Genomic DNA, 25,477 nt, shown 5'->3' on the forward strand with positions numbered 1-25,477 from the left:
AGAAAGAGCTAGCCAGCGGAGATGACGACCGGGTGACAGGCTGTCGTCGTCTCAGGCGCCGCGCAACAGCAGATCGACGCAAGCCGCGACATAGGCGCTGCGGTCTGTCGCCGGCAACGGCTCGATGGCGAGCAGGCCGCGCAGCTGATGAAAGCCGCGCAGCATGCCGATGAACTGTTCGGCCAGGATCCGGGCGCGCTTCTCATCGATCGGCTCGCGCAGACCATCACCCATTTGTGAACGTTGCAGAAGCAGCGTCGAAAGGTCGCCGACCAGGCGCTCCGCGCCGGCTTCATAAGCGGCCTGGCCCAGTTCGGGAAAGCGCAGCGCGGCGCTCATCACGAGACGGTGAAGATCGAGCGAGGCGGGGTGCAGCATCATCGCCAGCGCATCCTCGCCGAGGCGCGTGAGCGTGCTGCGGAGATCGCCCCTGGCCACCGATTTGCGCAGCGGAATCGTCAATCTCTCGGTCAGTTCGGTGCAGATGGCGCGGAAAAGCCCCTGCTTATCGGAAAAATGGCTGTAGATTGTCTGCTTGGACACGCCGGCGCGTTGCGCGATCTGGTCCAGGGTGACCCCATCGAAACCTTCCGCGAGGAACATCTCCGAGGCCGCCTGCGTAATCGCCTGATGCTTGTCGCTGCGCGCCTTCTCGGACGGCAGGCGTCTTGCATCGAGCCGGATCGCAGTGGTCGCTTCGCTCGCGGAGGTTCTTGACCGGTTCGTCGCTGTCATGTTTCCGCCTAGCGCGGCCCTTATCAAACTGGACTGGTGAGTCTAAGCTAAATCGACATTCCCGGAGCGTCCAGTTTTATGAAGCGGCTTGTCTATCTGCTCCTCATCATCGGTCTGGCGGGCGGTGGTTATTACGGCTACCGTCATTACAAGCAGACCCAGGTCCCGGCCCAGGCCGCTGCGCCGGCTGCGCGTGGCGCCGTGCCGATCGAGGTCACGCGGATCGAGCGCGCGACGGTCAATGAGGAGGTCGAGGCGCTGGGGACGCTGGCGGCCGACGAATCCGTCGTGATCGCGCCCGAGATCGCCGGCCGCGTCACGGCGCTCGGGTTCAAGGAAGGCCAGCGCGTCGAAAGAGGCCAGCTGCTCGTCAGGCTCGACACGGCGATCCTCGATGCCGAACTCAAGCAGCTCCAGGCCGATCTCAGCCTGGCGCGCGACACCTTCCAGCGCAACCAGTCGCTGGTGCAGCGCGGCGCAGGCACGCAGGTGGCGCTCGAGCAGGCGACCGCCCAGCTTGCCTCCAGCGAGGCGCGCATCCAACTCGCCCAGGCCAAGCTGGCGCAGTCGGCGATCATGGCGCCCTTCAACGGCGTCGTGGGCCTGCGCTCCGTCAGCGTCGGCGACTATGTGTCCGTCGGCAAGCAATTGATCACGCTGACCAATATCGACCCGATCAAGGTCGATTTCCGGGTGCCGGAAATCTTCCTCGCCCAGGTCAAGGTCGGGCAGACCATCAGCCTGAAGGTCGATGCCGTGCCGGGAGCCGACTTCAAGGGCAATATCTTCGCCGTCGATCCGGTGGTCGACGTCAATGGCCGCGCGATCCGGCTGCGCGCCACGGTCCCCAATGCGGACCTCGTCCTGAAGCCCGGCCTGTTTGCCCGTGTCACCATCGTCGTCGATCGGCGCGAGAATGCGATGCTGATCCCGGAATCGGCTGTGGTGCCTGACGGTGTTGGCAAGATTGTCTACATCGTCGAGAACGGAAAGGCGAAACGCGTGCGCGTCGAGCTCGGCAAGCGCCTGCCCGGCAAGGTCGAAATCGTGAAGGGCCTGACACCCCAGATGCAGGTGGTCAGCTCCGGTCAGATGCGTCTGCGCGAGGGCGCGACCGTTTCGATCAAGAACGCGCAGCCGCCGGTCCAGACCAGCGCCCTTCCCGGCACAGCTCCGAGCCCGCAGCCATGAGCCTGTTCGAACTCTTCGTCCGCCGGCCCGTCCTCTCGACGGTGCTGAGCCTACTCGTGCTTTTGATCGGCGCCGTCTCCTATACGCGCCTCACCGTGCGCGAATACCCCAATATCGACGAGCCGATCGTCTCGGTGCGGACCGTCTATTCGGGGGCCAGCGCCGAGATCATCGAGACGCAGGTCACGCAGATCCTGGAAAATTCGATCGCCGGCATTGAGGGCATCGAGATCATCTCCTCGACCAGCCGCCAGGAGCAGAGCAACATTTCCGTGCGCTTCCGGCCCGATGTCGATCCCGATGTCGCTGCCTCCGACGTGCGCGACCGCGTCAGCCGCGTGCGCGGGCGCATGCCGACCGAAATCGACGAGCCGATCATCGCCAAGGTCGAGGCCGACGCGCAGCCGATCCTGTTCCTCTCGCTGGTCAGTTCACGCCACAACCCGCTGGAACTGACCGATTTCGCCGACCGCTTCATCACCGATCGCGTCCAGAACATCACCGGCGTGGCAGAGGTCCAGATTCGCGGCGAGCGGCGCTATGCGATGCGGATCTGGCTCGATCGGGCCCGGATGTCGGCCTACAATATCACCGTGCAGGAGATCGAGGCGGCGGTTCGCGCGCAGAACGTCGAAATTCCCTCGGGCCGGATCGAGAGCAACAACCGCGAATTCACCGTGCTGTCGCAGACCGGGCTGACCACGCCCGAACAGTTCCAGCAAATCGTGGTGAAGGATGTCAACGGCTTCCCCGTGAAGCTGCAGGATGTCGCCAAGGTCGAACTCGGGGCGCTGGCCGAGCGCAATGCCGCCTGGTTTTCGGGCAACTCGTCCGTGACGATCGGCATCGTCAAGCAGGCGACGGCCAATCCGCTCGACGTCTCCAGCGGCGTGCGTGCGGCCTTGCCGGAGATCATCGAGGATCTGCCCGATGGCATGACCATCGCCACCTCCTATGACAGCTCGGTTTTCATCGACCGCTCGATCCAGGCCGTCTATGTGACGATCGCGGAAGCGACGGTGCTGGTCGTCCTGATCATCTTCATCTTCCTGCGCTCGCTGCGCGCGACGCTGATCCCGCTCGTCACCATTCCGGTGTCGCTCGTGGGGTCGTTTGCGCTGATGTATGCGTTCGGTTTCACCGTCAACACGCTGACGCTGCTCTCGATGGTGCTGGCGATCGGGCTCGTCGTCGACGATGCGATCGTCGTTCTCGAAAACGTGCATCGTCACATCGAGGACGGCATGGAATCCAATGCGGCGGCGATCCGCGGCATCAACGAGATCGCCTTCGCGGTCATCGCAATGACGCTGACGCTGGTCGCGGTCTATGCGCCGATGGCGTTCTCCACCGGCCGCACCGGCAAGCTCTTCATCGAATTTGCGCTCACGCTGGCGGGCGCCGTGCTGGTGTCGGGCTTCGTCGCGCTGACGCTGACGCCGATGATGTGTGCCAAGCTTTTAAAGCACGAAAGCTCGCATGGCTGGCTCTACACGGTGATGGAGCGCGGCTTCAACGGGCTCTCGCGCGGTTACCGCGCCTCGCTGCGCGGGGCGCTGTCGATCCGCCCGGTGATCGTCATCCTGGCTTTGGCTGTCGCCGGGGCGAGCTATTTCTTCTTCACCGGCCTGCGCTCCGAACTGGCTCCGGTCGAGGATCGCGGCACGATCACGGCGATCGGCGTGGCCCCCGAAGGCGCGACGATCAGCTTCACCGCCGAATACGCAAGGCGCGTCGAGGAGATCGTCAGCAAGATACCCGAAGTGCAGACCTATCTCGTCATCGTCGGTTTCCCGGATGTGACCCGGGCCATCGCCTTTGCCCGGCTTAAGCCCTGGGAGGAGCGCACGCGCAAGCAGCAGGACATCGTCGCGGAAATGAACCGCAGCCTGTCGCAAATCCCGGGCATCCGCCTGTTTGCCACCAACCCGCCTTCGCTGGGCCAGGGCGGGGCCAGCAGCAGGCCGATCGAGTTCGTGCTGCGCTCGTCGGAATCCTATGTGCAGATCAAGGACTATGTCGATGCCGTCATTGCCGAGGTCTCGGGTTCGCCGGCGCTGACGAACGTCGAATCCAACCTCATCCTCGACAAGCCGCAGATCAAGGTCTCGATCGACCGGCAGCGCGCGGCCGATCTCGGGGTCGGCGTCGATGTCATCGGCCGGACGATGGAGACGCTGCTGGGCGGGCGCCAGGTCACGCGCTTCAACATGAATGGCGAGCAGTACGATGTCGTCATCCAGGTCGCGGGCGAGGACCGCAATACGCCCCAGGCGTTGCAGTCGATCTATCTGATGGGGCGCGGCGGCGCGGTGGTGCAGCTGTCGAGCCTGGTCACGGTTGAGGAGGGCGTCGCGCCCAAGGAGCTGATCCGCTTCAACCAGCTGCGTTCGGCGACGATCACGGCCGTTCCCGGTCCCGGTTATTCGCTCGGCGATGCGCTGAATGTGCTGGAACAGGCCGCGGCCAAGGTGCTGCCGAAGACGGTGCAGATCGACTATGGCGGCCAGAGTCGCGAGTTCAAGCAGTCGGGCGCTTCGATCGCAATCGTCTTCCTGCTCGCGCTGGGTTTCATCTATCTGGTGCTGGCGGCGCAGTTCGAGAGCTTCATCGACCCGGTCGTGATCATGGTCTCGGTGCCGCTGTCGCTGACGGGCGCGCTGGCGGCGCTTTACTTCACCGGCGGGACGATGAACGTCTACAGCCAGATCGGGCTGATCACGCTGGTCGGCCTCATCACCAAGCACGGCATCCTGATCCTGGAGTTCACCAACCAGCTCCGGGAGGAGGGCAAGGAGATGGCCGATGCGCTGGTCGAGGCGGCCGAGATGCGGCTGCGCCCGATCCTGATGACCACGGGCGCGATGGTGCTCGGTGCGGTGCCGCTGGCGCTGGCGAGCGGCGCGGGCGCCGAAAGCCGCTCGCAGATCGGCTGGGTCATCGTCGGCGGCATGACCTTCGGCACGCTGTTGACGCTCTATGTGGTTCCGGTCGCCTATTCCTACCTCGCCAGCAAGAAGCGGGCGGTGCATGGGCATGTGGCGAAGGATGGGCCGGCGGCGCATCCGCAACCGGCGGAGTAAGGGCTCCCTATCGCACCCTTCATTCCGGACAAGCGGCGAAGCCGCGCCGCTCCGGAATCCATCGTAGAGCAACCTCCGTCTCCGAACGGGCTCTATGATGGATTCCGGGACTTCGCTGCGCTCGCCCGGAATGATGGCGCGGTTGGTGTCAGGGAAGAGCTACTGCAGTCGCACCGAGACGCTCTCGCTGGCGCCGGTGCCGTCAATCACCGAAATCCGCAGGAAGCCCTTGCCCGGCGGCTGCCAGGCGCTTTCGCGCCGACGCGTCGGAGCCAGCACCGGCGCGCCGTCGACGAGCCAGGTGTAGGGCGGAGCGCCGCCGGCGACCTTGAGATTGAGCTCCGGCCGTCCGTCCGCCGTGGAGGCTGAGAGGTCGATCCTTGCGCCTTCGGGCGGAAAGGCGAGCCTCAGCGACGGCGTCGTCATGGCGGCAACTGTCTTGGGCACGTCCTGGCGCAGATGGCGCAATGGTGGCGGCAGATGCGCGCTGGTGGCGACGATCGCATGCGGCGGTTGCGGGAAGGGACGCGGATCGAGGCCGAGCCGCGCGAAGGCGTCGAACAAGATCGGGGCCGCGACGCTGCGCCCGACCAGGCCCGGCACCGCGCCGTTGTCGGCGCGCCCGACCCAGACACCGATGGTGTGCTTGCGGTCGAACCCCACCGCCCAGGCATCGCGATAGCCATAGGAGGTGCCGGTCTTGAAGGCGATGCGGCCGGGCGCGGCGTTGAGCGGCGGCGGGGCTCCGAGCAGCGTGTCGGCGACGTACCAGGCGGCGACAGGCTCGACGAGGCGATGTTTATCGAAGCCCTCATCCTGGGGAGCCGACTCCGCCCTGACTTTGAGCTCCGGCACCTCCCCACCGCGCGCCAGCCCGGCATAAAGCCGCGTCAGGTCCTGCAGCGTGATGCCGAGCCCGCCGAGCCCGACGGCGAGGCCGGGCGCACCGCCTTCCTTGGGCATGGCGACCGCGACGCCCGCATCGCGCAGGCGCGACAGGAAGCGCTGCGGACCCAACGCCGACAGAAGCTCGACAGCGGGTACGTTGAGCGAAAGCTGCAGCGCCTTGCGGGCCGAGACCATGCCCTGGAAGCTCATGTCGAAGTTCTCGGGGATGTAGATGCCGTAGCGTGCCGGCCGGTCCTCGAGGATCGTTTCGGGATGGGCGATGCCGTTGTCGAAGGCGAGCGCGTAGATGAAGGGCTTGAGGGCCGAGCCCGGCGAGCGCAACGCCCGTGTCAGATCGAGCGAGCCGGCGCGCTCAGTCGCGAAATAATCGACGCCGCCGACCGAGGCGCGCACCTCGCCGGTCTCGTTGTCGATCGCGAGGATGGCGATCGAGACCTGTGGCGGGAGGCCGAGAGCGCGCTCGCGGGCAAGGCTCTCAAGACTGGCTTGAAGGCGCGCATCGAGGCTGAGGCGGTGGCTGCGGGCGACAGGCGCTTCCGCCACGACCTGCTCGGCGACATGGGGGGCGAGATGGGGGAAGGGTTTGCGGGCCGTCGGCACCGGTTCTTCACGAGCGGCGGCGACCTCGGAAGCCGTGGCAAGGCCAGCCTGAGCGACGCGGGACAGCACGCGGTCGCGCGCCTTGCGGGCGGCCACGATGAACCGGTCGGGCCGGCGCGTCTCGGGTGATTGCGGCAGGGCGACGAGCAGCGCGGCTTCGGCGGTGGACAGGCGCTTGGGCTCCTTGCCGAAATAAGCAAAGCTCGCGGCTCGAACGCCTTCGAGATTTCCGCCGAAGGGGGCGAGCGTCAGGTAAAGATCGAGGATCTCCGTCTTGGTGAAGCGGCGTTCGATCTCGATGGCGCGCACCGCCTGCCGGAGTTTGGCCGCAAGCGTTCGCTCCTCGCGCGGTTCCAGCAGGCGCGCGACCTGCATTGTCAGGGTTGAACCGCCGGAGACGACGCGGCCGTTCCATAGCATCTGGCCGGCCGCGCGGGCTAGCCCCAGCGCGTCGATGCCGGGGTGGCTGTCGAAGCGCCTGTCCTCGAAGGCCTTGAGCATGGCGAGATAGCGCGGATCGACGTCGTCGACGCCGACCGGGAGCTTCCAGCGGCCGTCGGCGGTCAGGAAGGGGCGCAGCAGCTTGCCTTCGCGGTCGAGCACGACGGTCGAGCGCTCGCTTGCGGCGGCGAGGTCGAGCGGCGGGAGGCTGGCGGCATAGTGGAAGAGCGTGGCGGTTGCGGCGGTGAAGAGCAGAGCGAGGGACGCGGCTGCAATCTTCAGCTTGCGGAAGCGGCGGCGTTTCGCCGTCATGCTCGGGCTCGACCCGAGCATCTCAGGCAGGGAGGGCGCTCCATCCTGCGAGAGATTCTCGGGTCGAAGCTCTGCCTCGCCCGAGAATGACGGCTTGCGATCGCCGCGCATTACCGCGCCGACGCGATATCGACCGTGCCGAACCCCGTCCGCCCGAAGCGATCGGGGCGATACATGTCCTCGATCACTGCCGCCGGCGCGACATAGCGCCCGGGCGAGACCGCGCGGGCGATGTAGGCGACCGTGTAGGAAAGCTTCTGGTCGGTGCCGCCCAGTCGCTCGAAGGCCGCGACATAGCGGTCGTCGCGCGCCTCCGTGTGGACGGGGGAGACCTCCTGTTTCAGCCAGTCGAGCCCGGCGACGGAGGCGCCCTCGGTGAGGTTGGCGTTTTCGATCTCGAGCCCGGCGGGGACGGGATCGACCAGCAGCAGCCGGCCATAGCGGCTGGCCGGTTCGGTGACGGTGAGGGCCACGACATAGCGCTCGTTCTGGCGCAGGCGCGCGGGGTCGGCGCGTTCGCCCTTCATCGTGTAGATCACGCGCTCCAGCCCGAAGCCCTGGTTGAGCGCGGGCTCGGCCCCGGTGGGGATGCCCGAGACGGTGATGACGGCCTGGGCGGTCGCGGCGCCGGGGTTGGCGACGGTCAGCGGCTTGGCTTCAAGCGCCTCGGCCGAAATCGTGCGGTACAGCGGACCTTTCCGCTCGGCGCCGTCGACGGTCAGCGTCATGCCCTCGGCGTCCTTCGCCATGGCCTGCGCCGCCAGCACCATCCACATCTGCTCCTGCGTCGAGGTATGGCGCGCGCTGTTGCGGGCGCTGTCGAGGACGGAGGCGGCGCGGCTGATGTCGGCGCGCTCGCCTGAGGATTCGGCGATCAGCGCCAGCACGGCTGCGCCATCGCGCAGGCGCGAGCCGTAATCGGGCCGCGACAGGCTGTCGTCGCCGCGCTCCTGCAGGCCGGCGAGCGCGCTGGTGAAGGCAGCGCGGCCGCGGCCGCGATCACCCAGCGCCGAAAGCGCCGCGCCGATCTGGGCGCGGGCGAGGGGCGTGGCGAAATCGGCGAGTTTGTTGTCGGCGAGGTAGCGCAGATCGCCCATCACCGGCCGGCCGTTGCGGGCCAGGACATAGAGCGCATAGGCGATGCCGGCCGCCTCCTCCTTGACGATCTCGCCGGTGTTGACGACCTGGTTGCGCAGCCGGTCGAGCGCGAGGTTGAAGGCGGTCTGCGGCACTGGAAACTGGCGCTCGCGGGCGCGGGTCAGGAAGTCGGCCGTAAAGGCGTCGAGCCAGAGATCCTCGCCCCCGACGCTCCAGAGGCCGAAGGAGCCGTTGGCGCCCTGTCGTGCCAGCACGCGCTCGATCGCGGTCTGGACGCGCTCATCGGCATTGGCGTCGAGCGCGAGGTTCTCCAGGCTCGCCAGCTTGTTGACGGCGAGCAGCGGCAGAGCGCGGCTGACCGTCTGCTCGGTACAGCCATAGGGGTAGCGGTCGAGCGCCTTGAGCAAGGCCGGCACGTCGAGCGAGGCCAGCGGCGAGACGGACACCGAAACCTGCCCTGAATTCGGCACGAGATCGGCCATCAGGTCGGAGGAGACGGTGATCGCCCCGCCATTGCCGGGGATCGGCCGCACGATCCGGCGGGCGATGGTGTTGGCGGAAGGCTGAACCCGAACAGCGAGGTTCTGCACGGTCCCGACGCCGCCCGGCCCGGTGATGCGGACATCGAATTCGGCGCGGCCGAGGCCCGCAGCCGTAACGGGGATCGTCATCTGCGCCTTGGCGCCGGTGGCGAGCTGGATCGTGCGGCGGGTCGCGTCGGCGGCCACCAGCACCGGCCCGCGCACGTCGAGATCGACGACATAAGCCCCGGCCGGGCCCTCGACATTGTCGATGGCGAGATGGAAACGCGACTGGTCGCCGATGGCGAGGAAGCGCGGCAGGGTCGCCTGCGCCACGACCTGGTCGCGCACGATGACCTCGGCGCTGGCCTGACCGGTCCGCCCGGCCGACCAGGCGACCGCCATGACGCGCAGCGAGCCGTTGAAGGCCGGCAACTCGAAATCGACCTTCGCCACGCCGTCGGGGCCGACCTTGACCACGCCGGAATAGCGCGCGACCGGCTCCGGCGTTGGCTTCTCGCCTTCGAGGGAGGGAGCGGCGTCGCCGCCGCTGCGGATCGCGCCGCGCGTGCCCTGCATGCCGTCGATGAGATAGCCGTAGAGGTCGCGCAGCTCATGGCCGATCTGGCGCTGGCCGAAGAAAAATTGGCTCGGATCGGGGCTTTCGAACCGGGTGAGATTGAGGATGCCGACATCGACGGCGGCGACGGTGACAAAGGCGTCCTCGCCGGCGACGGCACCTGTGACCTTGACCGGCAGCGACAGCGTCGAGAGCGGGCGCACGAGGTTGGGCGCGCCGAGATCGAGCGCGAGCGTGCGGCTCTCCTTGCCGATCGAGAACCAGGACAGGCCGATGGCGCGGCCTGGCAGGCGCTGGGCGGCGGTGTCCATCGGGCGGTGGGCGAGCACGACGAGATAGGCGCCGGCGCCCCATTCGGCCCTGACCGGGACGGTCGCGGTGGTGCCGCCCGTTGCGATGTCGATGGTGCGGAGATCGACGACGCGGTCGGTGATGACGGCGAGCGTCGCCTTGCCGGCGAAGCGCGGGGCGAGCCGGACCTGCAGGCTTTCGCCATCGGCGTAAGCCGCCTTGTCGAGGGCGACATCGAGCACGTCGGGCGTATCGGCGGTCTTGTCGGCCTCGTAGCCGACGCTGAAGGAGACCGAGGTCTCGGTCGCGTCGGGCCCGTCGGCGGAAACGTCGAGCCGGTAGTTGCCCCATTCGACCTGCGCCGCGATGCGTGCCGGCGTGCCTTCGACCACCGCGATCTCGCCATCGGCGACGCGGCGGGTCGATTTCACGCCCTCATAGTTCCAGCGGCCGTCCTGGAAGAACCACTGGTAGTTGCGGGTGACCTTGGACAGCGTCCATTTCACGCCCGGACGTGCCAGACGCCGGCCGTCGCCATTGGCCATGATCACGTCGAAGGTCGCGGTCTGGCCGTTGCCGAGCTCTCCGTCCTTGAACGCCTTGCGCACGCCGATGGCGGCGCCCTTGGGCACGATCGGCAGCGTCACGGAGCGGGCGATGGCGCGCCCGCCTGGCTCGCCGACGCGGATGGTGAACTCGGCTTCGAGCGGGCGGTTGGTCTCCGGCTGCGCGACCGGGTTGGTCACGGTGACCTTGCCGGCGGCGTCGGTCGTGGTGCTCTCCTCGAATTCGGACTGGACCGCCTCGAAGGCCTCGTCGGTCAGGCCGACCTGATAGCCGGCAAAGCCGGGAATGGCGGACTGGCCGGCGGCGCGGATCGTCATCGAGCCGGTGACGTCGAGCGCGGAGCCCGGCGCGCCATAAAGATAGCGCGCGGTGACGTCGATCTGCGCCGGCTCGCCCGCCTGGAGCACGGGTACTTTTGGCGTCAGCGTCAGTTCGAGGCGCTCGGGAACGTAATCCTCGACGAGGAAGGAGACCTCGCCGATCGCAGGCCCCTTCGGGTCGGCATAGGCCTGGACGCGCCAGGTGCCGGTCGCGGCGCCCGACAGCAGCGGGATCGAATGCGCGCGCCCGCCGGCACCCTGGTCCTCGACCTGACGGCGGCGGTACTCGACGCCGTCGGGGCGCTTCACCACCAGGGTCAGCGGCAGACCGGTGACGGCCGCGCCGCGCGCATCGCGCAGCAGGCTGGTCAGATAGACGGTCTCGCCCGAGCGGTAGACGCCGCGCTCGGTGTAGAGATAGGCGTCGAGCCCGGCGGGTGCGACGCGGCCCTTGACGCCGCGATCCGAGAGATCGAAGGCCGTCTGCTTCAGGTCGAGGAAGCCGTAATCCTCACCCAGCCCCGCCGTGACGAGGCCCGGCGCCAAGCCGCCCTGACCCTTCGCGAGGCCGGCGTCGAAGCGCGCATAGCCGCTGGAATCCGACCGGATCGTCGCCAGCACCTCGTTGTTCCTCGCCAGCAGGCGCAGTTCGGCGTTGGCGACGGGGGCAGCGTCGGAGAGCGAGCGCACCAGAACATGCACGCCGTCGGGGCCGGAGAAGGAGGTCAGGCCGAGATCGGAGACGACGAACCACTGCGTCGCCCGCGTCGTGCCGTCGTCATAGTCGCCATCGCCATCGGAAGGCGCGGGCGCGCGGCCGCCGCTCGGTTTGGCGAACATGACGTAGACGCCGGGTTTCAGCGCGCCGACGGCCTCGATCACCGGGAAGGCGGTGACGACGTCCTTGTTGAGCTCGGACTTGACCTCCATCGACCCGGTCCAGACGCGCTGGCCCTTGTCGCTCTCGATCTGCCTGGACTGGTAGGCGCCGAGCTGGCCGAGAAAATCCTCGGAATGGACGGAATTGATCAGGTTGCGGTCGCCGATGCGCATGACTTCCAGGTCGAGCTTGTCGGCATTGACCGAGACGACCGGCACGCCCTGCTGGCCGGTGCGCGGCAGGACGTAGTTCTTGCCGGTGAAACGGACGGAGGGCGTGCGGTCGCGGACATAGACCTCGTAATCGGCCGATTTCAGCAGCTTTTCGTCGGGAATCGCCGAGGGCACGCCCTGGCGGATGACGAAGCCGTAGCGCTCGCCATGGCGAAGCCCATCGACGCAGATCTGGCGGTCCTCGGCCGACACGGCGAAATCGCCCTTCCTGCCGGAGATCGCGACATAAGGCGCGAAATCGACGCGGCCGCGCGCCAGCGGCTCCGAGAACTCGAAACAGGCACGGGGAGAGGCCGCATCGGCATCGACCTTGTTGCCGGTCAGACGGAAGCCGCGCTGCTCGCGCAGGCCCTCATAGGCGGTGCGCAGCGAGGCGTTGTCGACGAGATCGAGGCTCAGCCGATAGGTCGTCAGCGCCGGGCGCCAGAGTTCGTGGCGCTCGAAAATGCGGGCGAGCAGACCCAGCGAGGCGGCCTCGTCATTGCGGCCGGCGGAGCGCTGATAGGCGAGATAGGCGGCGCTGATGGCGCGCTCGCGCAGCTCCCAGCGCTCGCGGTAATCGCGCGGCTCGATGGCGCTGGCGGCGCGCGCCATCAGGCGCCAGCCGGCGGCATTGGCGGGCTCGGCGACGACGGCGGCATTGGCCTGGGGCAGGGCGGCGCGGGCGTCGCCGCGCGCAAGCGCCGCTTCGCCGGCGCGCACGAGATCGGCGGCCGAGCGGGCGCCCGCGGAGACCTCGCGCTTGAGGCGCTCCTCCAGCCGCTGGCCGTCGGCGGCGAGGTCGTTTCGGACATAAGCCTTCTGGGCGAGCGCCGGATGGGCGGCCAGAACCAGCCCGAGGAGGAGCGCGAGGCGGGGCAACAGGCGCATGAAAAATCCTCCGGTGGCTGTCCCGCATTCCGGTCGCGCGAGGCGACGTCTGGCTGGCGGGTCTGACGCGGCGGCAGGCTATCATCCGGGTTGGCGCGCGCAATGCGAAAGAGCGTGCCAACCGACGCCCGCACAGCGCGCGCAGGCATGCTCGCGGGCTCATGCTCGCTGGCTCTTGCAGGCACTGGCGATCTGACGCTCAATGCCGGTCTTCTGTTGGGGGACATGGTGATGAGAACCCGGTTCGCGCGGCTGATGCGATCGTCGGCGTTGGCCCTGCCGCTGGCCCTGTCTCCCGTCGGGCTTTCCGCGCAAGCGCCCACGCCTGCTCCCAATCCCCAGCTCGCCGCGGCGCAGGCCAGTTTCGAGGCGTTGCCCGAGGCCGAGCGCAAGGCGATCCAGACCGATCTCATCTGGACCGGTCATCTCAACAGCGCGGCCAGCGGCTCCTATGGTCCGCTGACCTTTCGCGCCATCAATGCGCTGAAGGCGCCCGCGAAAGGCGCGCCCGACGGTCAGCTGAACCCGGCCGAGCGGCGCGCCCTGGCGCAGGCAGGTCAGGTGGCGCGCGACGCGGTAGGTTTCAGGATCGTCGTCGATGACAGAACCGGCGCGCGTCTCGGCATCCCCGCGACCATCCTGCCCAAGCGCGACGTCTCGCCGGCGGGCAGCCGCTGGCAAAGCGCCGACGGCAAGATCACGCTCGACACGTCCGCGACGCCGCCGGGCGAGACGCTCGAGGCCATCTACGAGAGGGCGATCGCGCCGACGCCGAACAATCCCGGTCGCAAGCTCACCTACAAGCTGCTGCGGCCGGATTTCTTCGTCATCACCGGCGAGACGCCGACCGGCAAGTTCTATCGCCGGCTGGCGGCGGGGCCCGCAGGCCTGCGCGGCTTCTCGATCGGCTATGACAAGGCGCTGTCGGGCTCGGTCGACAAGCTGGTGATCGCGATCGCCTCGAGCTTCGAGCCGTTCCCGACCGGGCCCTTGCCGGGCGGCTCGGCCGTCGCGTCAGCCCCGTCCGCGCCGATCGCGGGCCCGGCCGTTTCGATCGCGCCGGTGCGGATCACCGAACGGCATGGCGTCGGACTGGCCGTCGCCGATCGTGTCGTGGTGAGCGCGACTGCCGCCCTTGAAGGTTGCCGCTCGCTGCGCGTTGGCGGCCGCCCGGCCAGGCAGCGCGGCGCGGCCGAAAACGGTCTTGCCCTGATCGAGATCGAGGGAGGGGCCGTTCTCGCATTGCCGGGTTTGCGGGCAGAGCCGATCGGCGAGGGCGAGAGCCTCGTTATCGTCGCCTTCGGCGAGGACAGCGGTAAGCGTGCCGCCGTCGCCTTTCCCGGCCTGAGCGTTAGGATCGGCGCGGGGCCGGCCGTGTTCGCCCCGCTGCAGCCCGGCCAGGCCGGCGCGCCGGTCTTCGATCGGCAGGGGCGTGTCGCGGGCATCGTGACGGATAATCCCTCCGACAAGGTGCTGATCGCCGGGGTTGCGCCGCAGCGCGCCTATGGCGTGGCCGAGCCCGCTGGATTGCAGGGTCTGCTGGCGCGCGCGGGGCTGACATCGTCTGTGGCGCAGCCCGGCCCGGAGCTCAGCCTCGGCGCGGTGGTGGACAAGATCTCGCGTTCGGTCCTGCCGATTCAGTGCGCGCTGTAGCCAACGCCGAGCAAGACCATCGTGAACTAAAGGTTGTCACCCGCCTCGCAATCGGGTCAAATAGCGTGGCAATCCAAGAGAGACCCCCGATAGGGAGAGAAGCTCTCGTCACTTAATCGATTTAACGGAGGAATTTGTTATGACGCTCATCACCCGACGCAATGTTTTGAAGAGCGCCGCGGCCGCTGGCGCCGCCGGCCTCGTCGCCAGCCCGGCCATCGGCCAGGCCAAGTGGCCGACCCGGCCCGTCCAGATGCTGTGCCCCTGGGGCGCCGGCGGCGGCACTGATGCCGTGGTGCGCATCGTCTCGGCCCTGCTCGAGAAGAGCCTCGGCCAACCGTTCAACGTCGTCAACCGCACCGGCGGCTCGGGCGTCGTCGGCCATTCCGCGATCGCGACCGGCGCGCCGGACGGCTACACGCTCGGCATCATCACCTCCGAGATCGCGATGATGCATCATCAGGGCCTGACGCAGCTCAACCCGTCGAGCTACACCCCGCTGGCGCTGATGAACTCGGACCCGTCGGGCGTGCAGGTCAAGGGCGATTCGCCCTACAAGACGATCAAGGACCTCGCCGACGCCATCAAGGCGGCTCCTCCCGGCAAGATGAAGGCCTCGGGCACCGGCCAGGGCGGCATCTGGCATCTCGCCCTGATCGGCTGGATGCTCGGCATGAAGCTCGCGCCCGATCATGTCGCCTGGGCTCCGTCCAACGGCGCGGCGCCGGCGATGCAGGATCTCGCTGCCGGCGGCATCGACTTCGTGACCTGCTCTGTGCCGGAGGCGCGCGCCATGCTGGACGCCGGCCGCGCCCGCTCGCTGGCGATCATGGCCGAACAGCGCAATCCGCAGTTCAAGGACGTGCCGACGATGAAGGAGACGCTGGGCATCGACTTCCAGGTCGGTTCCTGGCGCGGCATCGCCGGCCCGCTGAAGCTGCCGGAGAACGTCGCCAAGATCATGAACGCCGAGCTCAAGACCATCTACGACTCCAAGGAATACAAGGAGTTCATGGATGCGCGCGGGTTTACGATGATCTATGCCGACGCCCCCGGCTTCGGCAAGTTCATGGCCGAGAGCGACAAGCAGATGGGCGTGGCGCTGACGGCCGGCGGGCTCGCCAGGAAGCCCGCGTAACCGATCGAACAAGGGGCAGCCGCGCGAGCGTGCGGCTGCCCTGTCGGATCAGCATGCCGCGGGCGTGCGCGTTTCCCTGTCCACGAAAGTTCGCGTGATGCGCTTCAACGATGCCATTTTTGGCACCGCATTCCTTGTGCTTGCGATCGTCATGATCGCGATAACCTTCTCGTTTCCAGCCTTTCCGGGCCAGAACTACGGGCCCAATTTGTTTCCGCGGATCATCGGCGGCGGCATCGTCGGTTGCTCGCTGCTGCTGATGCTGCGCGAATGGCGCGGCGGCGGGCGGCCCTGGCTGGTCCTCGAGGACTGGGCGCGGCGCCCCGCCCGGCTCGCCTCCTTCGCCCTGATGCTGGCGGCGATGGTGTTCTATCTGGTGGCGTCGGAGCCGCTCGGCTTCATTCCGACGGCCTTCCTCATCCAGTTCGGCCTCTTCCTGTGGTTCGGCGTGCGCCCGCTGACGGCGCTGATCGTCGCCATCGTGATGACGGCCGCCGTGCAGTATTTCTTTGGAAGCGTGATGCGGGTGCCGCTGCCGCGCGGCATCCTCGACAGCGTGCTTTGAGAAAGCCCTGACATGACAGCAATCTACACCGCTTTCGGGATGGTCTTCGACCCGACCGTGCTCGCGGTCATCATGGGCTCGGCGATGTTCGGGATGTTCGTCGGCGCCATGCCGGGCCTTACCGCGACGATGGCGACGGCGCTTCTGGTGCCGGTGACGTTCTTCATGGCGCCGGTGCCGGCGCTTGGGGCGATTGTGACCGCAACCGCCATGGCGATCTTCGCCGGAGACATCCCGGCCGCCATGCTGCGGATGCCGGGAACGCCGGCTTCGGCGGCCTATGCCGATGAGAGTTACGAGATGACCAAGAAGGGTCAGCTCGACCTGGCGATGGGCGTCAACCTCGTCTTCTCGGTGCTGGGCGGCATCTTCGGCGTCGCCATCCTGATCCTGCTGGCACCGGTTCTGGCCGAGGTCGCGATCAACTTTTCGTCCTTTGAATATTTCTGGCTGGCCTGCCTCGGCCTGACCTGTGCCGTCTTCATCGGCACGGGCGATGCGCTGAAGGGGCTGCTCTCGCTCTTCATCGGGCTGGCGATCGCCTGCGTGGGCATCGATCCCGCCGCCGGCCAGCCGCGCTTCACCTTCGGCAACATCGACCTGATGTCGGGCATCAACTTCATCCCGACGCTGATCGGCATGTTCGCCGTCTCGGAACTGCTCCGGGGCGCCGTGACGATGGAAAAGGGCGGGCGCTCCGTGCCGCAGGCCATCGGTAGCCTGATGACCGGCGTCTGGGGCGTGTTCAAGAAATACTGGTTCAACTTCCTGCGCGGCTCGATGATCGGGACCGTGATCGGCGCGCTGCCGGGCGCGGGCGCCGACATCGCGTCCTGGGTCTCCTATGCGGTCTCGAAGAAGACCTCCAAGGAGCCCGAGAAATTCGGCAAAGGCCATATCGAAGGCATCGTCGATGCGACCTCGGCCAATAATTCGGCTCTGGGCGCGGCCTGGATTCCGGCCCTCGTCTTCGGCATTCCCGGCGATTCGATTACGGCGATCGTCATCGGCGTGCTCTACATGAAGGGCATGAATCCGGGGCCGACCGTCTTCCTGCAGACGCCGGAACTGATCTACGCCGTCTTCATCATCTTCATCATCGCCAATCTGCTGATGTTCCCGCTCGGCTGGGCGGCGATCAAATCCGCCAAGCAGATCCTGCGGGTGCCGCGCAACATCCTCATGCCGATCATCCTGATCTTCTGCATCGTCGGCTCGTTTGCGATGACCAACTCGCTCTACGGCGTCGTGTTGATGGTGGTGATGGGCGTGTTCGGCTGGTTCCTCGAGGAGCATGGCGTTCCGGTCGCGCCGCTGATCCTGGGCCTCGTGCTCGGCGAGATGCTGGAGCAGAACTTCATGTCGTCGATGATCAAGGCCGACGGCTCCCTGATCGGATTCCTGTCGCGGCCGATCGCGGGCACGCTGGGCGTCGCCACCATGGGGCTATGGGCCTTCATGGCCTGGCGTGGCGTGACGAGCCGGCCAAAGCCGGCCATCGAGAGCCCAAGCGGCGCTTAAGGTCGCGCGCGGGGCGCGGCTGAGTTCAGCGCTTCAGGAAGGCGGCAAACGCGGCCTGCGCTTCATCCGAGCGCAGGCGCTCGCCGAAATGCTTCGCCTCGACGACCAGCGTTTCGGCCACGCTGGCAGCCTGGCCGCGCTTCAGCAGAAGCTTGGTCAGAGCGACCGATTGCGGCGGCAGCGCAGCCAGCGCCTTCGCGTTTGCCAGTGCGGCATCCAGCGCAGCGCCCTCCGCCACCACGGCATTGACGAGGCCGGCTTCCTGCGCGGCCTGCGGCCCGAAAGCCTCGCCCAGCATCAGCAACTCCGCGGCGCGCTTGGAGCCGGCGACGAGCGGCAGCAGGTAGCTCGAGGCGCCTTCAGGCGAGAGCCCCAACGTGACGAAAGGCATACGGAAGGTCGCGCCGGCCCCGGCATAGGCCAGGTCGCAATGCAGCAGCATCGTCGTACCGATGCCGACCGCGAAGCCCTCCACCGCGGCGACGATCGGCTTGGTCGCGGTCGAGATCGCGCCTAAGAAATCCATGGCGATGCGCGCGCCATCGCCGGCTGCCGCGGCGAAATCGCGGATGTCGTTGCCGCTGGTGAAGCAGCCGCCTGCGCCCGTGATGACGATGACGCGGCTCTGCGGATCGGCCTCGGCGGCGGCGAAGGCCTCGATCAGCCCGACATAGCTCGCGCGGTCGAGCGCGTTCTTGCGCTCCGGCCGGTTCATGGTGATCTGGATGACGCCGGGCGCGACGATCTCGGTTAAAACAGTGGCGCTCATCGGCTCGTCTCCATCCCTGCGGCTTATGCTGCCGGCTCCAACGCGTTGACGGTCGCGGATGCGACAGCGCGTTGGCGTCCCGCCGACAGGCTTGGCATGGCGTTTCGCGGAGGGTCAAGCGCCGTGCCCGCTTGACAAAAAGCCACCTGCCGGACTTCCTCCTTCGCCCTCAATCGGCCGGACCGAAGGCGCCGGCAAGCCTTAAGGACACGCGCTGATGGAGACCGTCCGGCTCGCCCGCCATGGCGAGATCGCGATCGCGACGATCGACAACCCGCCAGTCAATGCGCTCGGCCAGGCCCTGCGCGCCGACCTTGCTCGTGTGATTGCGGATGTGGGCTCCGACCCGGCTGTCGCGGCCATCGTGATCGCGGCGGTTGGCAGGGCTTTTATTGCCGGCGCCGACATCAGCGAATTTGGCAAGCCTCCAGTCGCTCCTCTCCTGCCGGATCTGCTCGATGCGATCGAGAACTGCCCCAAGCCCGTCGTCGCCGCGATCCAGGGCGTGGCGCTCGGCGGCGGGCTGGAGCTTGCGCTAGCCTGTCATGGTCGCGTCGGCTCCGCGTCGGCGTCGTTCGGCCAGCCCGAGATCAAGCTCGGGCTGATCCCGGGCGCGGGTGGCACGCAGCGCCTGCCGCGCCTGATCGGGGCGGCGCAGGCCTTTCCGATGATGCTGTCGGGCGAGCCGATCCCTGCCAGCCGGGCGTTGCAACTCGGCCTGGTCGATGACGTGGCCGATGGCGATGTCGTGGCCGCCGCCATGGCGCTGGCGCGTGCTCTCGCGGCGCGCGGGGCGCCGGAACCGGTGCGCGATATGACCGCCCGTCTGACGGCCGCCGATCGCGAGGCGTTCGAGGCGCAAGCCCTTGCCGCGACCAAGACCTCCGGCGAGATGCCCGATGCCATGGCGCTGATCGAGGCGGTGCGCGGTGTCTTCACGTTGCCTTTCACCGAGGGGCTGGCGGCCGAGCGGGCGCTGTTTGTGAAGCTCGTCGCCGATCCGCGCTCGCGGGCATTGCGCCATGTCTTCTTCGCCGAGCGCGAGATTGCCCGGGTGCCGGGCATCGGCGCTGACGTGAAGCCGCGCGCGATCGCGAAGGCTGCGGTGATCGGCGCGGGTACGATGGGCGGCGGCATCGCCATGTGCTTCGCCAATGCCGGCATCCCGGTGACGTTGATCGAACAGGAGCAGGCGCAGATCGACAACGGCATGAACCGGGTCGCGGCGATCTACGAGATGTCGGTGACGCGCGGTTCGCTGAGCCCCGAGAAGCGCGACGAGCGCCTGGCTCTGATCACGCCGGCCCTGGGGCTCGATGCGGCGGCGGACGCGGATGTCGTGATCGAGGCGGCCTTCGAGGAGATGGGCGTCAAACAGCAGATCTTCGGCGCGCTCGACGCCATCGCGAAACCCGGCGCGATCCTCGCCAGCAACACGTCCTATCTCGATATTCCGACGATCGCGGCGGCGACGAAACGCCCGCAGGACGTGCTGGGGATGCATTTCTTCAGCCCCGCCAATGTCATGAAGCTGCTTGAGGTGGTGCGCCCCGATGGGGTCTCGGACGAGGCCGTCGTCACCGCCATGGCGCTCGGGCGCCGGCTCGGCAAGGTGCCGGTCGTGGTCGGCAACGGCTTCGGCTTCGTCGGCAACCGCATGCTGGAGGCCCGCACCCGGGCGACCGAGCGCCTGCTCGTCGCCGGCGCGTTGCCGCATGAGGTCGATGCGGCGCTGACCGGCTTCGGCTTCAAGATGGGCCCCTGCGCCATGGCCGATCTCGCGGGCAACGATATCGGCTGGCGGTCGCGCAAGGCGCGCGGCAAGACGGCGGCCGTCGCGGACGCGATCTGCGAGGCCGGCTGGTTCGGCCAGAAGACCGGGCGCGGCTATTTCCTCTATCCGGACGGTGCGCGCAGCGGGCTGCGCGACCCGGAGGTCGAGGCCCTGATCGCGCGGATTTCGGAAGAGCAGGGCGCGAACCGCCGCAGCTTTAAGAGCGACGAGATCCTGTCGCGCCTGCTCGATCCGATGGTCAATGAGGGCGCCCGCATTCTGGAAGAGGGCATCGCGGTGCGGCCCGGCGACATCGATGTGATCTGGCTCAACGGCTACAACTGGCCGGCCTGGCGCGGCGGGCCGATGCATTGGGCCGACAGTGTCGGGCTCGACATCCTCGTCGCGCGGCTGGAGGCGCAGGCCGCGGAGATGGGCGATGCGACGCTTGAACCCGCGCCATTGCTGCGCAGGCTCGCGGCGGAGGGCAAGGGATTTGCCGATCTGAAGGCAACGACTATCTAGGTGGCCAGACCGTGCCGAAGCCGATGAAGGAATGAACCGTTCATGACCGAAGCCGTGATCGTCTCCACCGCCCGCACGCCCATCGGCAAGGCTCATCGCGGCGCCTTCAACCAGGTGCGGGGCGCCGATCTGGCGGCCCATGCGATCCGGCATGCGTTGCTGCGCGCCGATCTCGAACCCGGCGCCGTCGAAGAGGTGGTGATGGGCTGCGGCTATCCGGAAGCCGCAACCGGCGGCAATGTCGCGCGCCATGCGGCGCTGGTCGCAGGCCTCCCTGTCCAGTCGGCCGGCGTTACGGTCAGCCGCTTCTGCGCCTCCGGGCTGGAGGCGATCGCGCATGCGGCGCGGCGGGTCGTCATGGACGGCGTGCCGGTCGCGGTCGGCGGCGGCGTCGAGTCCATCAGCCTCGTGCAGCCCGTGGTGCGGCGCGACCTGACACAGAACGACTGGCTGCTCGCCCACAAGCCGACGATCTACACCTCAATGATCGAGACGGCCGACATCGTGGCGCAGCGTTACGGCATCTCGCGGCAGGCCCAGGACGAATTCTCGTTGGAGAGCCAGCAGCGCACGGCTGCCGCCCAGCAGCGCCGGCTGTTCGACGACGAGATCGTGCCGATGAGCGCCGTCATGACTGTTACCGACAAGGCGACCGGCGAGGTCAGCCAGCGCGAGGTCACGCTCTCGCAGGACGAGGGCAACCGGCCCGACACGACGCTGGAGGGGCTGCTCAAGCTCAAACCGGTGCGCGGCGAAGAGCAGTTCGTCACCGCCGGCAATGCCAGCCAGTTGTCGGACGGGGCCTCGGCCAGCGTGGTGATGTCGGCGGAGGAGGCGGCACGACGCGGGCTTTCGCCGCTGGGCATCTTCCGCGGCTTCGCCTCGGCCGGCTGCGAGCCTGACGAGATGGGCATCGGCCCGGTGTTTGCGGTGCCGCGCCTGCTGGAGCGCAACGGGCTGACGGTTTCCGACATCGACCTTTGGGAGCTCAACGAGGCCTTCGCCTCGCAGTCGCTCTATTGCCGCGATACGCTTGGCATCGATCCCGACAAGGTCAACGTCAATGGCGGGGCGATCGCGATCGGCCACCCCTTCGGCATGAGCGGGGCGCGCCTCGTCGGCCATGCGCTGCTGGAAGGCCGCCGACGCAAGGCGCGCTATGCGGTCGTCACCATGTGCGTCGCCGGTGGCATGGGCTGCGCCGGTCTGTTCGAGATCAATCCGGGTTGAACCAAACCGGTCGATCTGCGTCTTTGTCACGACGCAGTCGCGGCGGGTCGCTAGCCGGTTCGCTGTCGTGCAGCAGGGGAATGAGACCGTGGCTTCAGGACTGTTTGCGCTGCTCGACGATATCGCCGGGATCGCCAAGGTTGCGGCATCCTCCGTCGACGATGTCGTGGCGCAGGCGACCAAGGCCGGCACCAAGGCGGCGGGCATCGTCATCGACGATGCGGCCGTGACGCCGCGCTATGCGGTCGGCTTTGCGGCCGCGCGCGAACTGCCGATCATCTGGAAGATCGCGCTCGGCTCGCTGAAGAACAAGCTGCTGTTCCTGCTTCCGGGCGCGCTGATTCTGGCGCTCGTCGCGCCCTGGCTGATCACGCCGCTGCTGATGGCGGGCGGTGTCTATCTTTGTTACGAGGGCGCCGAGAAAATCCTCGAACTCGTCGTGCCGCATGCGGCCGCGAGCCCCGAAGAGGCCGGCAAGGCCGTGCTCGATCCCAAGCTGCTCGAAGAGCAGAAGATCGCCGGCGCGATCAAGACGGATTTCATCCTCTCGGCCGAGATCATGGCGATCACGCTCTCGACGGTCTCGACCGCTTCGTTTTGGATGCAGGCGACGGTGCTCGCTGTGGTCGGTATCGGCATCACGGTGATTGTCTACGGTGCCGTGGCGCTGATCGTGAAAGCCGACGATATCGGGCTGGCGCTGGCGCAGCAGCGATTCGCGCCGGTTGCGCTGTTCGGGCGTGGCCTGGTGCTCGGCATGCCGTATTTCCTCTCCGCCCTTAGCGCGGTCGGGACGGCGGCGATGCTTTGGGTCGGCGGCGGCATCATCATCCACGGGCTGGAAGAGTTTGGTCTGACCGGACTGGGCCATGCCAGCCATGGGCTCGCGGTCGCGGCCGGTTCAATGCTGCCTGCGGGCGGTGTTCTTGAATGGCTGACGGGAGCGGTGTTCTCGGCCGTGTTCGGGCTGATCGTCGGCGGCATCGCCATCGTGGTGATGCATTACGTCGTGCAGCCCATCATGAAGGGCATGGGCAAGTCCGGGCAGCCGGCCTGACGCTGCCGGTGTCTAATCGAGCCAAGTGGTGAAGCCCTCGACCGGCTCGCGCTCGGATACGAGGTGGTTCTGCGGAGCGTCGGGGTCGGCATGGCCGATGGCGATGCCGCAGACGACGATCTCGCTGTCGGGGATGGAGAGCTCGCGCCGCACCACGGGGTGAAAGCGCGCGAAGATCGCCTGCGGGCAGGATTGCAGGCCATGGCCCTGCGCCGCGATCAGCAGGCTCTGGACGAACATGCCGAGATCGAGCCAGGAGCCGATTTCGAGGTCGCGGTCCATTGTCAGCATCAACGCGACCGGCGCGCCAAAGAAGCGCAGATTGGCGGCGCTCTGGCGCTTCATGCCGGCCGTGTCGCCCTTGGTGACGCCAAGCAGCCCGTAAAGATCCCAGCCGACCTTGCGGCGGCGCGAGAGATAGGGCTCGCGGAAAATCTGCGGATAGTAGCGGTATTCCTCCTCCGCGGGCATTTCTCCCGACTCCAGCGCCGCGATCAGCGCGGCTTCAAGCCGTTCGCGGGCCTGCGGGCCGATAACGCGCAGCTTCCAGGGCTGCATGTTGGTGCCGCTGGGCGCGCGGGCGGCGACCTCGATCAGGCGGTGCAGCAGGGCGGGGTCGACCGGCGTCGGCAGGAAGGCGCGGGTGGCGCGGCGCGAGGTGATGGCGTGCTCGACGGCCTGGGCGGGTGTCGTCACATACTGTCCCTTCAACGTCGTCATTCCGGCCGTAGCGAAGCGGAGCGCCGGAAATCCATCGTAGAACTGTCCGCCCTAAGATGGATTCCGGATCTGCGCGGCTGCGCCGCTTGTCCGGAATGACGGGACGGGTGTTACCCCTTCCGCGACGCGATGAACGCCGCGTGTTCCTCAACCAGCCCGCCGGCCAGCGCTTTGGCGATCAAAGCGCGGGTGTTGGCAAGGCCATAGATCGCGGCGAAGGAGCCGAAGCGGGGGCCCTGCTCCTCGCCGAACATCACCTGGTAAATCGCCTTCCACCAGTCGCCGGAGACGCCGGGCCGATCGGGCGTGGCGTTCTTGGCGGTGAGGTTCTGGTAGCGCGGGATGGCACGGGCGACGTCGAGCGCCGTGTCCTGCACCATCTCGGCGGTGGCGTCCGCCGGCAGGGCGGCGATGGCGGCATCCAGCGCGGCGAAGGCGGTGGTCTCGGTTTCGTCGGCGACGCGGTAGTTTTTTGCCGGCTTCACGAAGTCGCGGAAATAGGCGATCGCGTAGCCGACCAGCGCGTCGAGCCGCGGATGGGTCTGCGGCGAGATGCCCGGCGCATAGCGCTGGAGGAAGCCCCAGAGCACGGCCTTGTCCTCGGAATTGGCGACGGCGACGAGGTTCATCAGCAGGCCGAAGGTGACCTGCGCACGCGTCGCGTTCTCGCCCTCGCCGGTGGCGATGACCTCTGGCTGGGGCGGCTGCCCATGGTGCAGATGCCAGACCGGGTTGCCGAGGCGGCTCTTCCAGTCCTGGCGCTCATAGCCGCTGAGGAACTGCAGATATTCGTCGACCGCGCGCGGGATGACGTCGAAATGCAGCTTCTTGGCCTCGCGCGGGCGCTGGAACATGTAGAGCGCCAGGCTTTCGGGCGGGCCATATTCGAGCCATTGCTCGATGGTCAGCCCGTTGCCCTTGGACTTGGAGATCTTCTGGCCCTGTTCGTCCAGGAAGAGCTCGTAATTGAAGCCTTCGGGCGGCTGCGCATCGAGCGCGCGCGCGATCTGCGAGGAGACCTTGACCGAGTCGATCAGGTCCTTGCCCGCCATTTCGTAATCGATGCCGAGCGCGACCCAGCGCATCGCCCAGTCGGGCTTCCACTGCAGCTTGACATGGCCGCCGGTGACCGGCGTCACGAAACGTTCGCCCGTGGCTGGGTCCGTCCAGGTGATGGTGCCGGCTTCGATGTCGCGCGCCTCGATCGGCACCTGCATGACGATGCGCGTCACCGGGTGGATCGGCAGGAAGGGCGAATAGGTCGCTGCCCGCTCCTCGCGCAGTGTCGGCAGCATGATCTTCATGATCGCGTCGTAGCGCGCCAGCATCTTGAGCAGCGTCGCGTCGAATTCGCCGGCGCGGTAGGCGTCCGTCGAGGACCTGAACTCGTAGTCGAAGCCGAACTGGTCGAGGAAGGCGCGCAGCCGCGCATTGTTGTGCCGGCCAAACGAGTCATGCGTGCCGAAGGGGTCGGGCACCTCGGTCAGGGGCTTGCCGAGTGCGGCCGTCAGCAGCTCCTTGTTGGGGACGTTGTCGGGCACCTTGCGCAGCCCGTCCATGTCGTCGGAGAAGGCGATCAGCCGCGTGGGGACGGCATCGTCGGTGAGGACCCGGAAGGCATGGCGGACCATCGAGGTGCGCGCGACCTCGCCGAAGGTGCCAATATGGGGCAGGCCCGAGGGGCCGTAGCCCGTCTCGAAGATCACCTCCGTCTTGCCCGATTTCTCGATCCGCGCGACGAGCTTGCGAGCTTCCTCGAACGGCCAGGCGGCCGAACGCTGGGCGGCGTCCACAAGGGCGGGGTCGAAAACGGGCATGTCGGGTGGTGTCCTCTCCAAGGTTCTGCGCGAAAATGCGAGGGAGGGGCTTTCGCAGATTGCCAAGGGGGGCGTCA

General features: G+C 67.6%; 15 protein-coding genes. 9 read left to right on the forward strand and 6 right to left on the reverse strand.

Annotated elements, in window-relative coordinates:
- Positions 1–51: 51 nt before the first annotated feature.
- Positions 52–735 carry a TetR/AcrR family transcriptional regulator gene (locus IP69_RS12460; protein ID WP_054143149.1) on the reverse strand — a complete coding sequence of 228 codons (684 nt, stop codon included), beginning with the start codon at positions 733–735 and terminating at the stop codon, positions 52–54.
- A 78-nt stretch (positions 736–813) separates the two neighbouring features.
- Between IP69_RS12460 and IP69_RS12465 the strand changes: the two genes are divergently transcribed.
- A complete protein-coding gene (locus IP69_RS12465) occupies positions 814–1,926 on the forward strand; it encodes an efflux RND transporter periplasmic adaptor subunit (protein ID WP_054143150.1) in 1,113 nt (370 codons plus the stop codon).
- A complete protein-coding gene (locus IP69_RS12470; RefSeq protein ID WP_054143151.1) occupies positions 1,923–5,009 on the forward strand; it encodes an efflux RND transporter permease subunit in 3,087 nt (1,028 codons plus the stop codon). Before IP69_RS12465 ends, IP69_RS12470 begins: the two co-directional genes overlap by 4 nt.
- 159 nt (positions 5,010–5,168) lie before the next feature.
- Here IP69_RS12470 and pbpC read toward each other — a convergent pair whose 3' ends face one another.
- Together pbpC and IP69_RS12480 are read right to left on the reverse strand one after the other, a co-directional pair.
- Entirely contained in the window at positions 5,169–7,271 is a 2,103-nt protein-coding gene (pbpC, locus tag IP69_RS12475) for a penicillin-binding protein 1C (protein ID WP_054143287.1), read from the reverse strand.
- A gap of 110 nt (positions 7,272–7,381) precedes the next feature.
- Positions 7,382–12,631, reverse strand: a complete 5,250-nt coding sequence (locus tag IP69_RS12480; RefSeq protein WP_054143152.1) for an MG2 domain-containing protein — start codon at positions 12,629–12,631, stop codon at positions 7,382–7,384.
- 231 nt (positions 12,632–12,862) lie between these two features.
- Here IP69_RS12480 and IP69_RS12485 point away from each other — a divergent pair, with 231 nt between their 5' ends.
- The 4 genes from IP69_RS12485 (at position 12,863) to IP69_RS12500 (ending at position 17,508) form a co-directional block, all read left to right on the forward strand.
- Positions 12,863–14,284 (forward strand): trypsin-like peptidase domain-containing protein, encoded by a 1,422-nt coding sequence (locus tag IP69_RS12485; protein WP_156323430.1) that lies wholly within the window; start codon positions 12,863–12,865, stop codon positions 14,282–14,284.
- A gap of 139 nt (positions 14,285–14,423) precedes the next feature.
- Positions 14,424–15,422: a tripartite tricarboxylate transporter substrate binding protein gene (locus tag IP69_RS12490; protein WP_054143154.1), complete on the forward strand. Its 999-nt coding sequence runs from the start codon at positions 14,424–14,426 to the stop codon at positions 15,420–15,422.
- A 97-nt stretch (positions 15,423–15,519) separates the two neighbouring features.
- Positions 15,520–15,987, forward strand: coding sequence for a tripartite tricarboxylate transporter TctB family protein (locus IP69_RS12495; RefSeq protein ID WP_054143155.1), 468 nt, complete (start codon positions 15,520–15,522; stop codon positions 15,985–15,987).
- 12 nt (positions 15,988–15,999) lie between these two features.
- Entirely contained in the window at positions 16,000–17,508 is a 1,509-nt protein-coding gene (locus IP69_RS12500; RefSeq protein ID WP_054143156.1) for a tripartite tricarboxylate transporter permease, read from the forward strand.
- 25 nt (positions 17,509–17,533) lie between these two features.
- Here IP69_RS12500 and IP69_RS12505 read toward each other — a convergent pair whose 3' ends face one another.
- Entirely contained in the window at positions 17,534–18,277 is a 744-nt protein-coding gene (locus tag IP69_RS12505) for an enoyl-CoA hydratase-related protein (RefSeq protein ID WP_054143157.1), read from the reverse strand.
- Between the two features lie 214 nt (positions 18,278–18,491).
- Between IP69_RS12505 and IP69_RS12510 the strand changes: the two genes are divergently transcribed.
- The 3 genes from IP69_RS12510 to IP69_RS12520 all read left to right on the forward strand — a co-directional run bounded on the left by IP69_RS12510 (position 18,492) and on the right by IP69_RS12520 (position 22,863).
- Entirely contained in the window at positions 18,492–20,576 is a 2,085-nt protein-coding gene (locus IP69_RS12510) for a 3-hydroxyacyl-CoA dehydrogenase NAD-binding domain-containing protein (protein WP_197279850.1), read from the forward strand.
- Between the two features lie 42 nt (positions 20,577–20,618).
- Positions 20,619–21,806 carry an acetyl-CoA C-acyltransferase gene (locus tag IP69_RS12515; RefSeq protein WP_054143159.1) on the forward strand — a complete coding sequence of 396 codons (1,188 nt, stop codon included), beginning with the start codon at positions 20,619–20,621 and terminating at the stop codon, positions 21,804–21,806.
- Between the two features lie 88 nt (positions 21,807–21,894).
- Positions 21,895–22,863 (forward strand): DUF808 domain-containing protein, encoded by a 969-nt coding sequence (locus IP69_RS12520; protein ID WP_054143288.1) that lies wholly within the window; start codon positions 21,895–21,897, stop codon positions 22,861–22,863.
- Positions 22,864–22,875: 12 nt separating this feature from the next.
- Here the strand turns inward: IP69_RS12520 and IP69_RS12525 are convergent, their stop codons facing one another.
- Positions 22,876–23,559, reverse strand: a complete 684-nt coding sequence (locus IP69_RS12525; RefSeq protein WP_248306818.1) for a nitroreductase — start codon at positions 23,557–23,559, stop codon at positions 22,876–22,878.
- 134 nt (positions 23,560–23,693) lie between these two features.
- The gene (locus tag IP69_RS12530) at positions 23,694–25,400 is read right to left on the reverse strand and encodes a lysine--tRNA ligase (RefSeq protein WP_054143161.1); all 1,707 of its coding nucleotides are present in this window, start codon (positions 25,398–25,400) and stop codon (positions 23,694–23,696) included.
- Between the last annotated feature and the right edge of the window lie 77 nt (positions 25,401–25,477).

The sequence above is a fragment of the Allobosea sp. AAP35 genome, assembly GCF_001295925.1.
Lineage (GTDB): Bacteria > Pseudomonadota > Alphaproteobacteria > Rhizobiales > Beijerinckiaceae > Allobosea.

Excerpts from the sequence above, each read along its gene's own strand:
- IP69_RS12465 (WP_054143150.1), top strand. The coding sequence starts at position 814 with ATGAAGCGGCTTGTCTATCTGCTCCTCATCATCGGTCTGGCGGGCGGT.
- IP69_RS12480 (WP_054143152.1), bottom strand. The coding sequence starts at position 12,631 with ATGCGCCTGTTGCCCCGCCTCGCGCTCCTCCTCGGGCTGGTTCTGGCC.
- IP69_RS12500 (WP_054143156.1), top strand. The coding sequence starts at position 16,000 with ATGACAGCAATCTACACCGCTTTCGGGATGGTCTTCGACCCGACCGTG.
- IP69_RS12505 (WP_054143157.1), bottom strand. The coding sequence starts at position 18,277 with ATGAGCGCCACTGTTTTAACCGAGATCGTCGCGCCCGGCGTCATCCAG.
- IP69_RS12485 (WP_156323430.1), top strand. The coding sequence starts at position 12,863 with ATGAGAACCCGGTTCGCGCGGCTGATGCGATCGTCGGCGTTGGCCCTG.
- IP69_RS12490 (WP_054143154.1), top strand. The coding sequence starts at position 14,424 with ATGACGCTCATCACCCGACGCAATGTTTTGAAGAGCGCCGCGGCCGCT.
- IP69_RS12530 (WP_054143161.1), bottom strand. The coding sequence starts at position 25,400 with ATGCCCGTTTTCGACCCCGCCCTTGTGGACGCCGCCCAGCGTTCGGCC.
- IP69_RS12495 (WP_054143155.1), top strand. The coding sequence starts at position 15,520 with ATGCGCTTCAACGATGCCATTTTTGGCACCGCATTCCTTGTGCTTGCG.
- IP69_RS12515 (WP_054143159.1), top strand. The coding sequence starts at position 20,619 with ATGACCGAAGCCGTGATCGTCTCCACCGCCCGCACGCCCATCGGCAAG.
- pbpC (WP_054143287.1), bottom strand. The coding sequence starts at position 7,271 with ATGACGGCGAAACGCCGCCGCTTCCGCAAGCTGAAGATTGCAGCCGCG.
- IP69_RS12460 (WP_054143149.1), bottom strand. The coding sequence starts at position 735 with ATGACAGCGACGAACCGGTCAAGAACCTCCGCGAGCGAAGCGACCACT.
- IP69_RS12470 (WP_054143151.1), top strand. The coding sequence starts at position 1,923 with ATGAGCCTGTTCGAACTCTTCGTCCGCCGGCCCGTCCTCTCGACGGTG.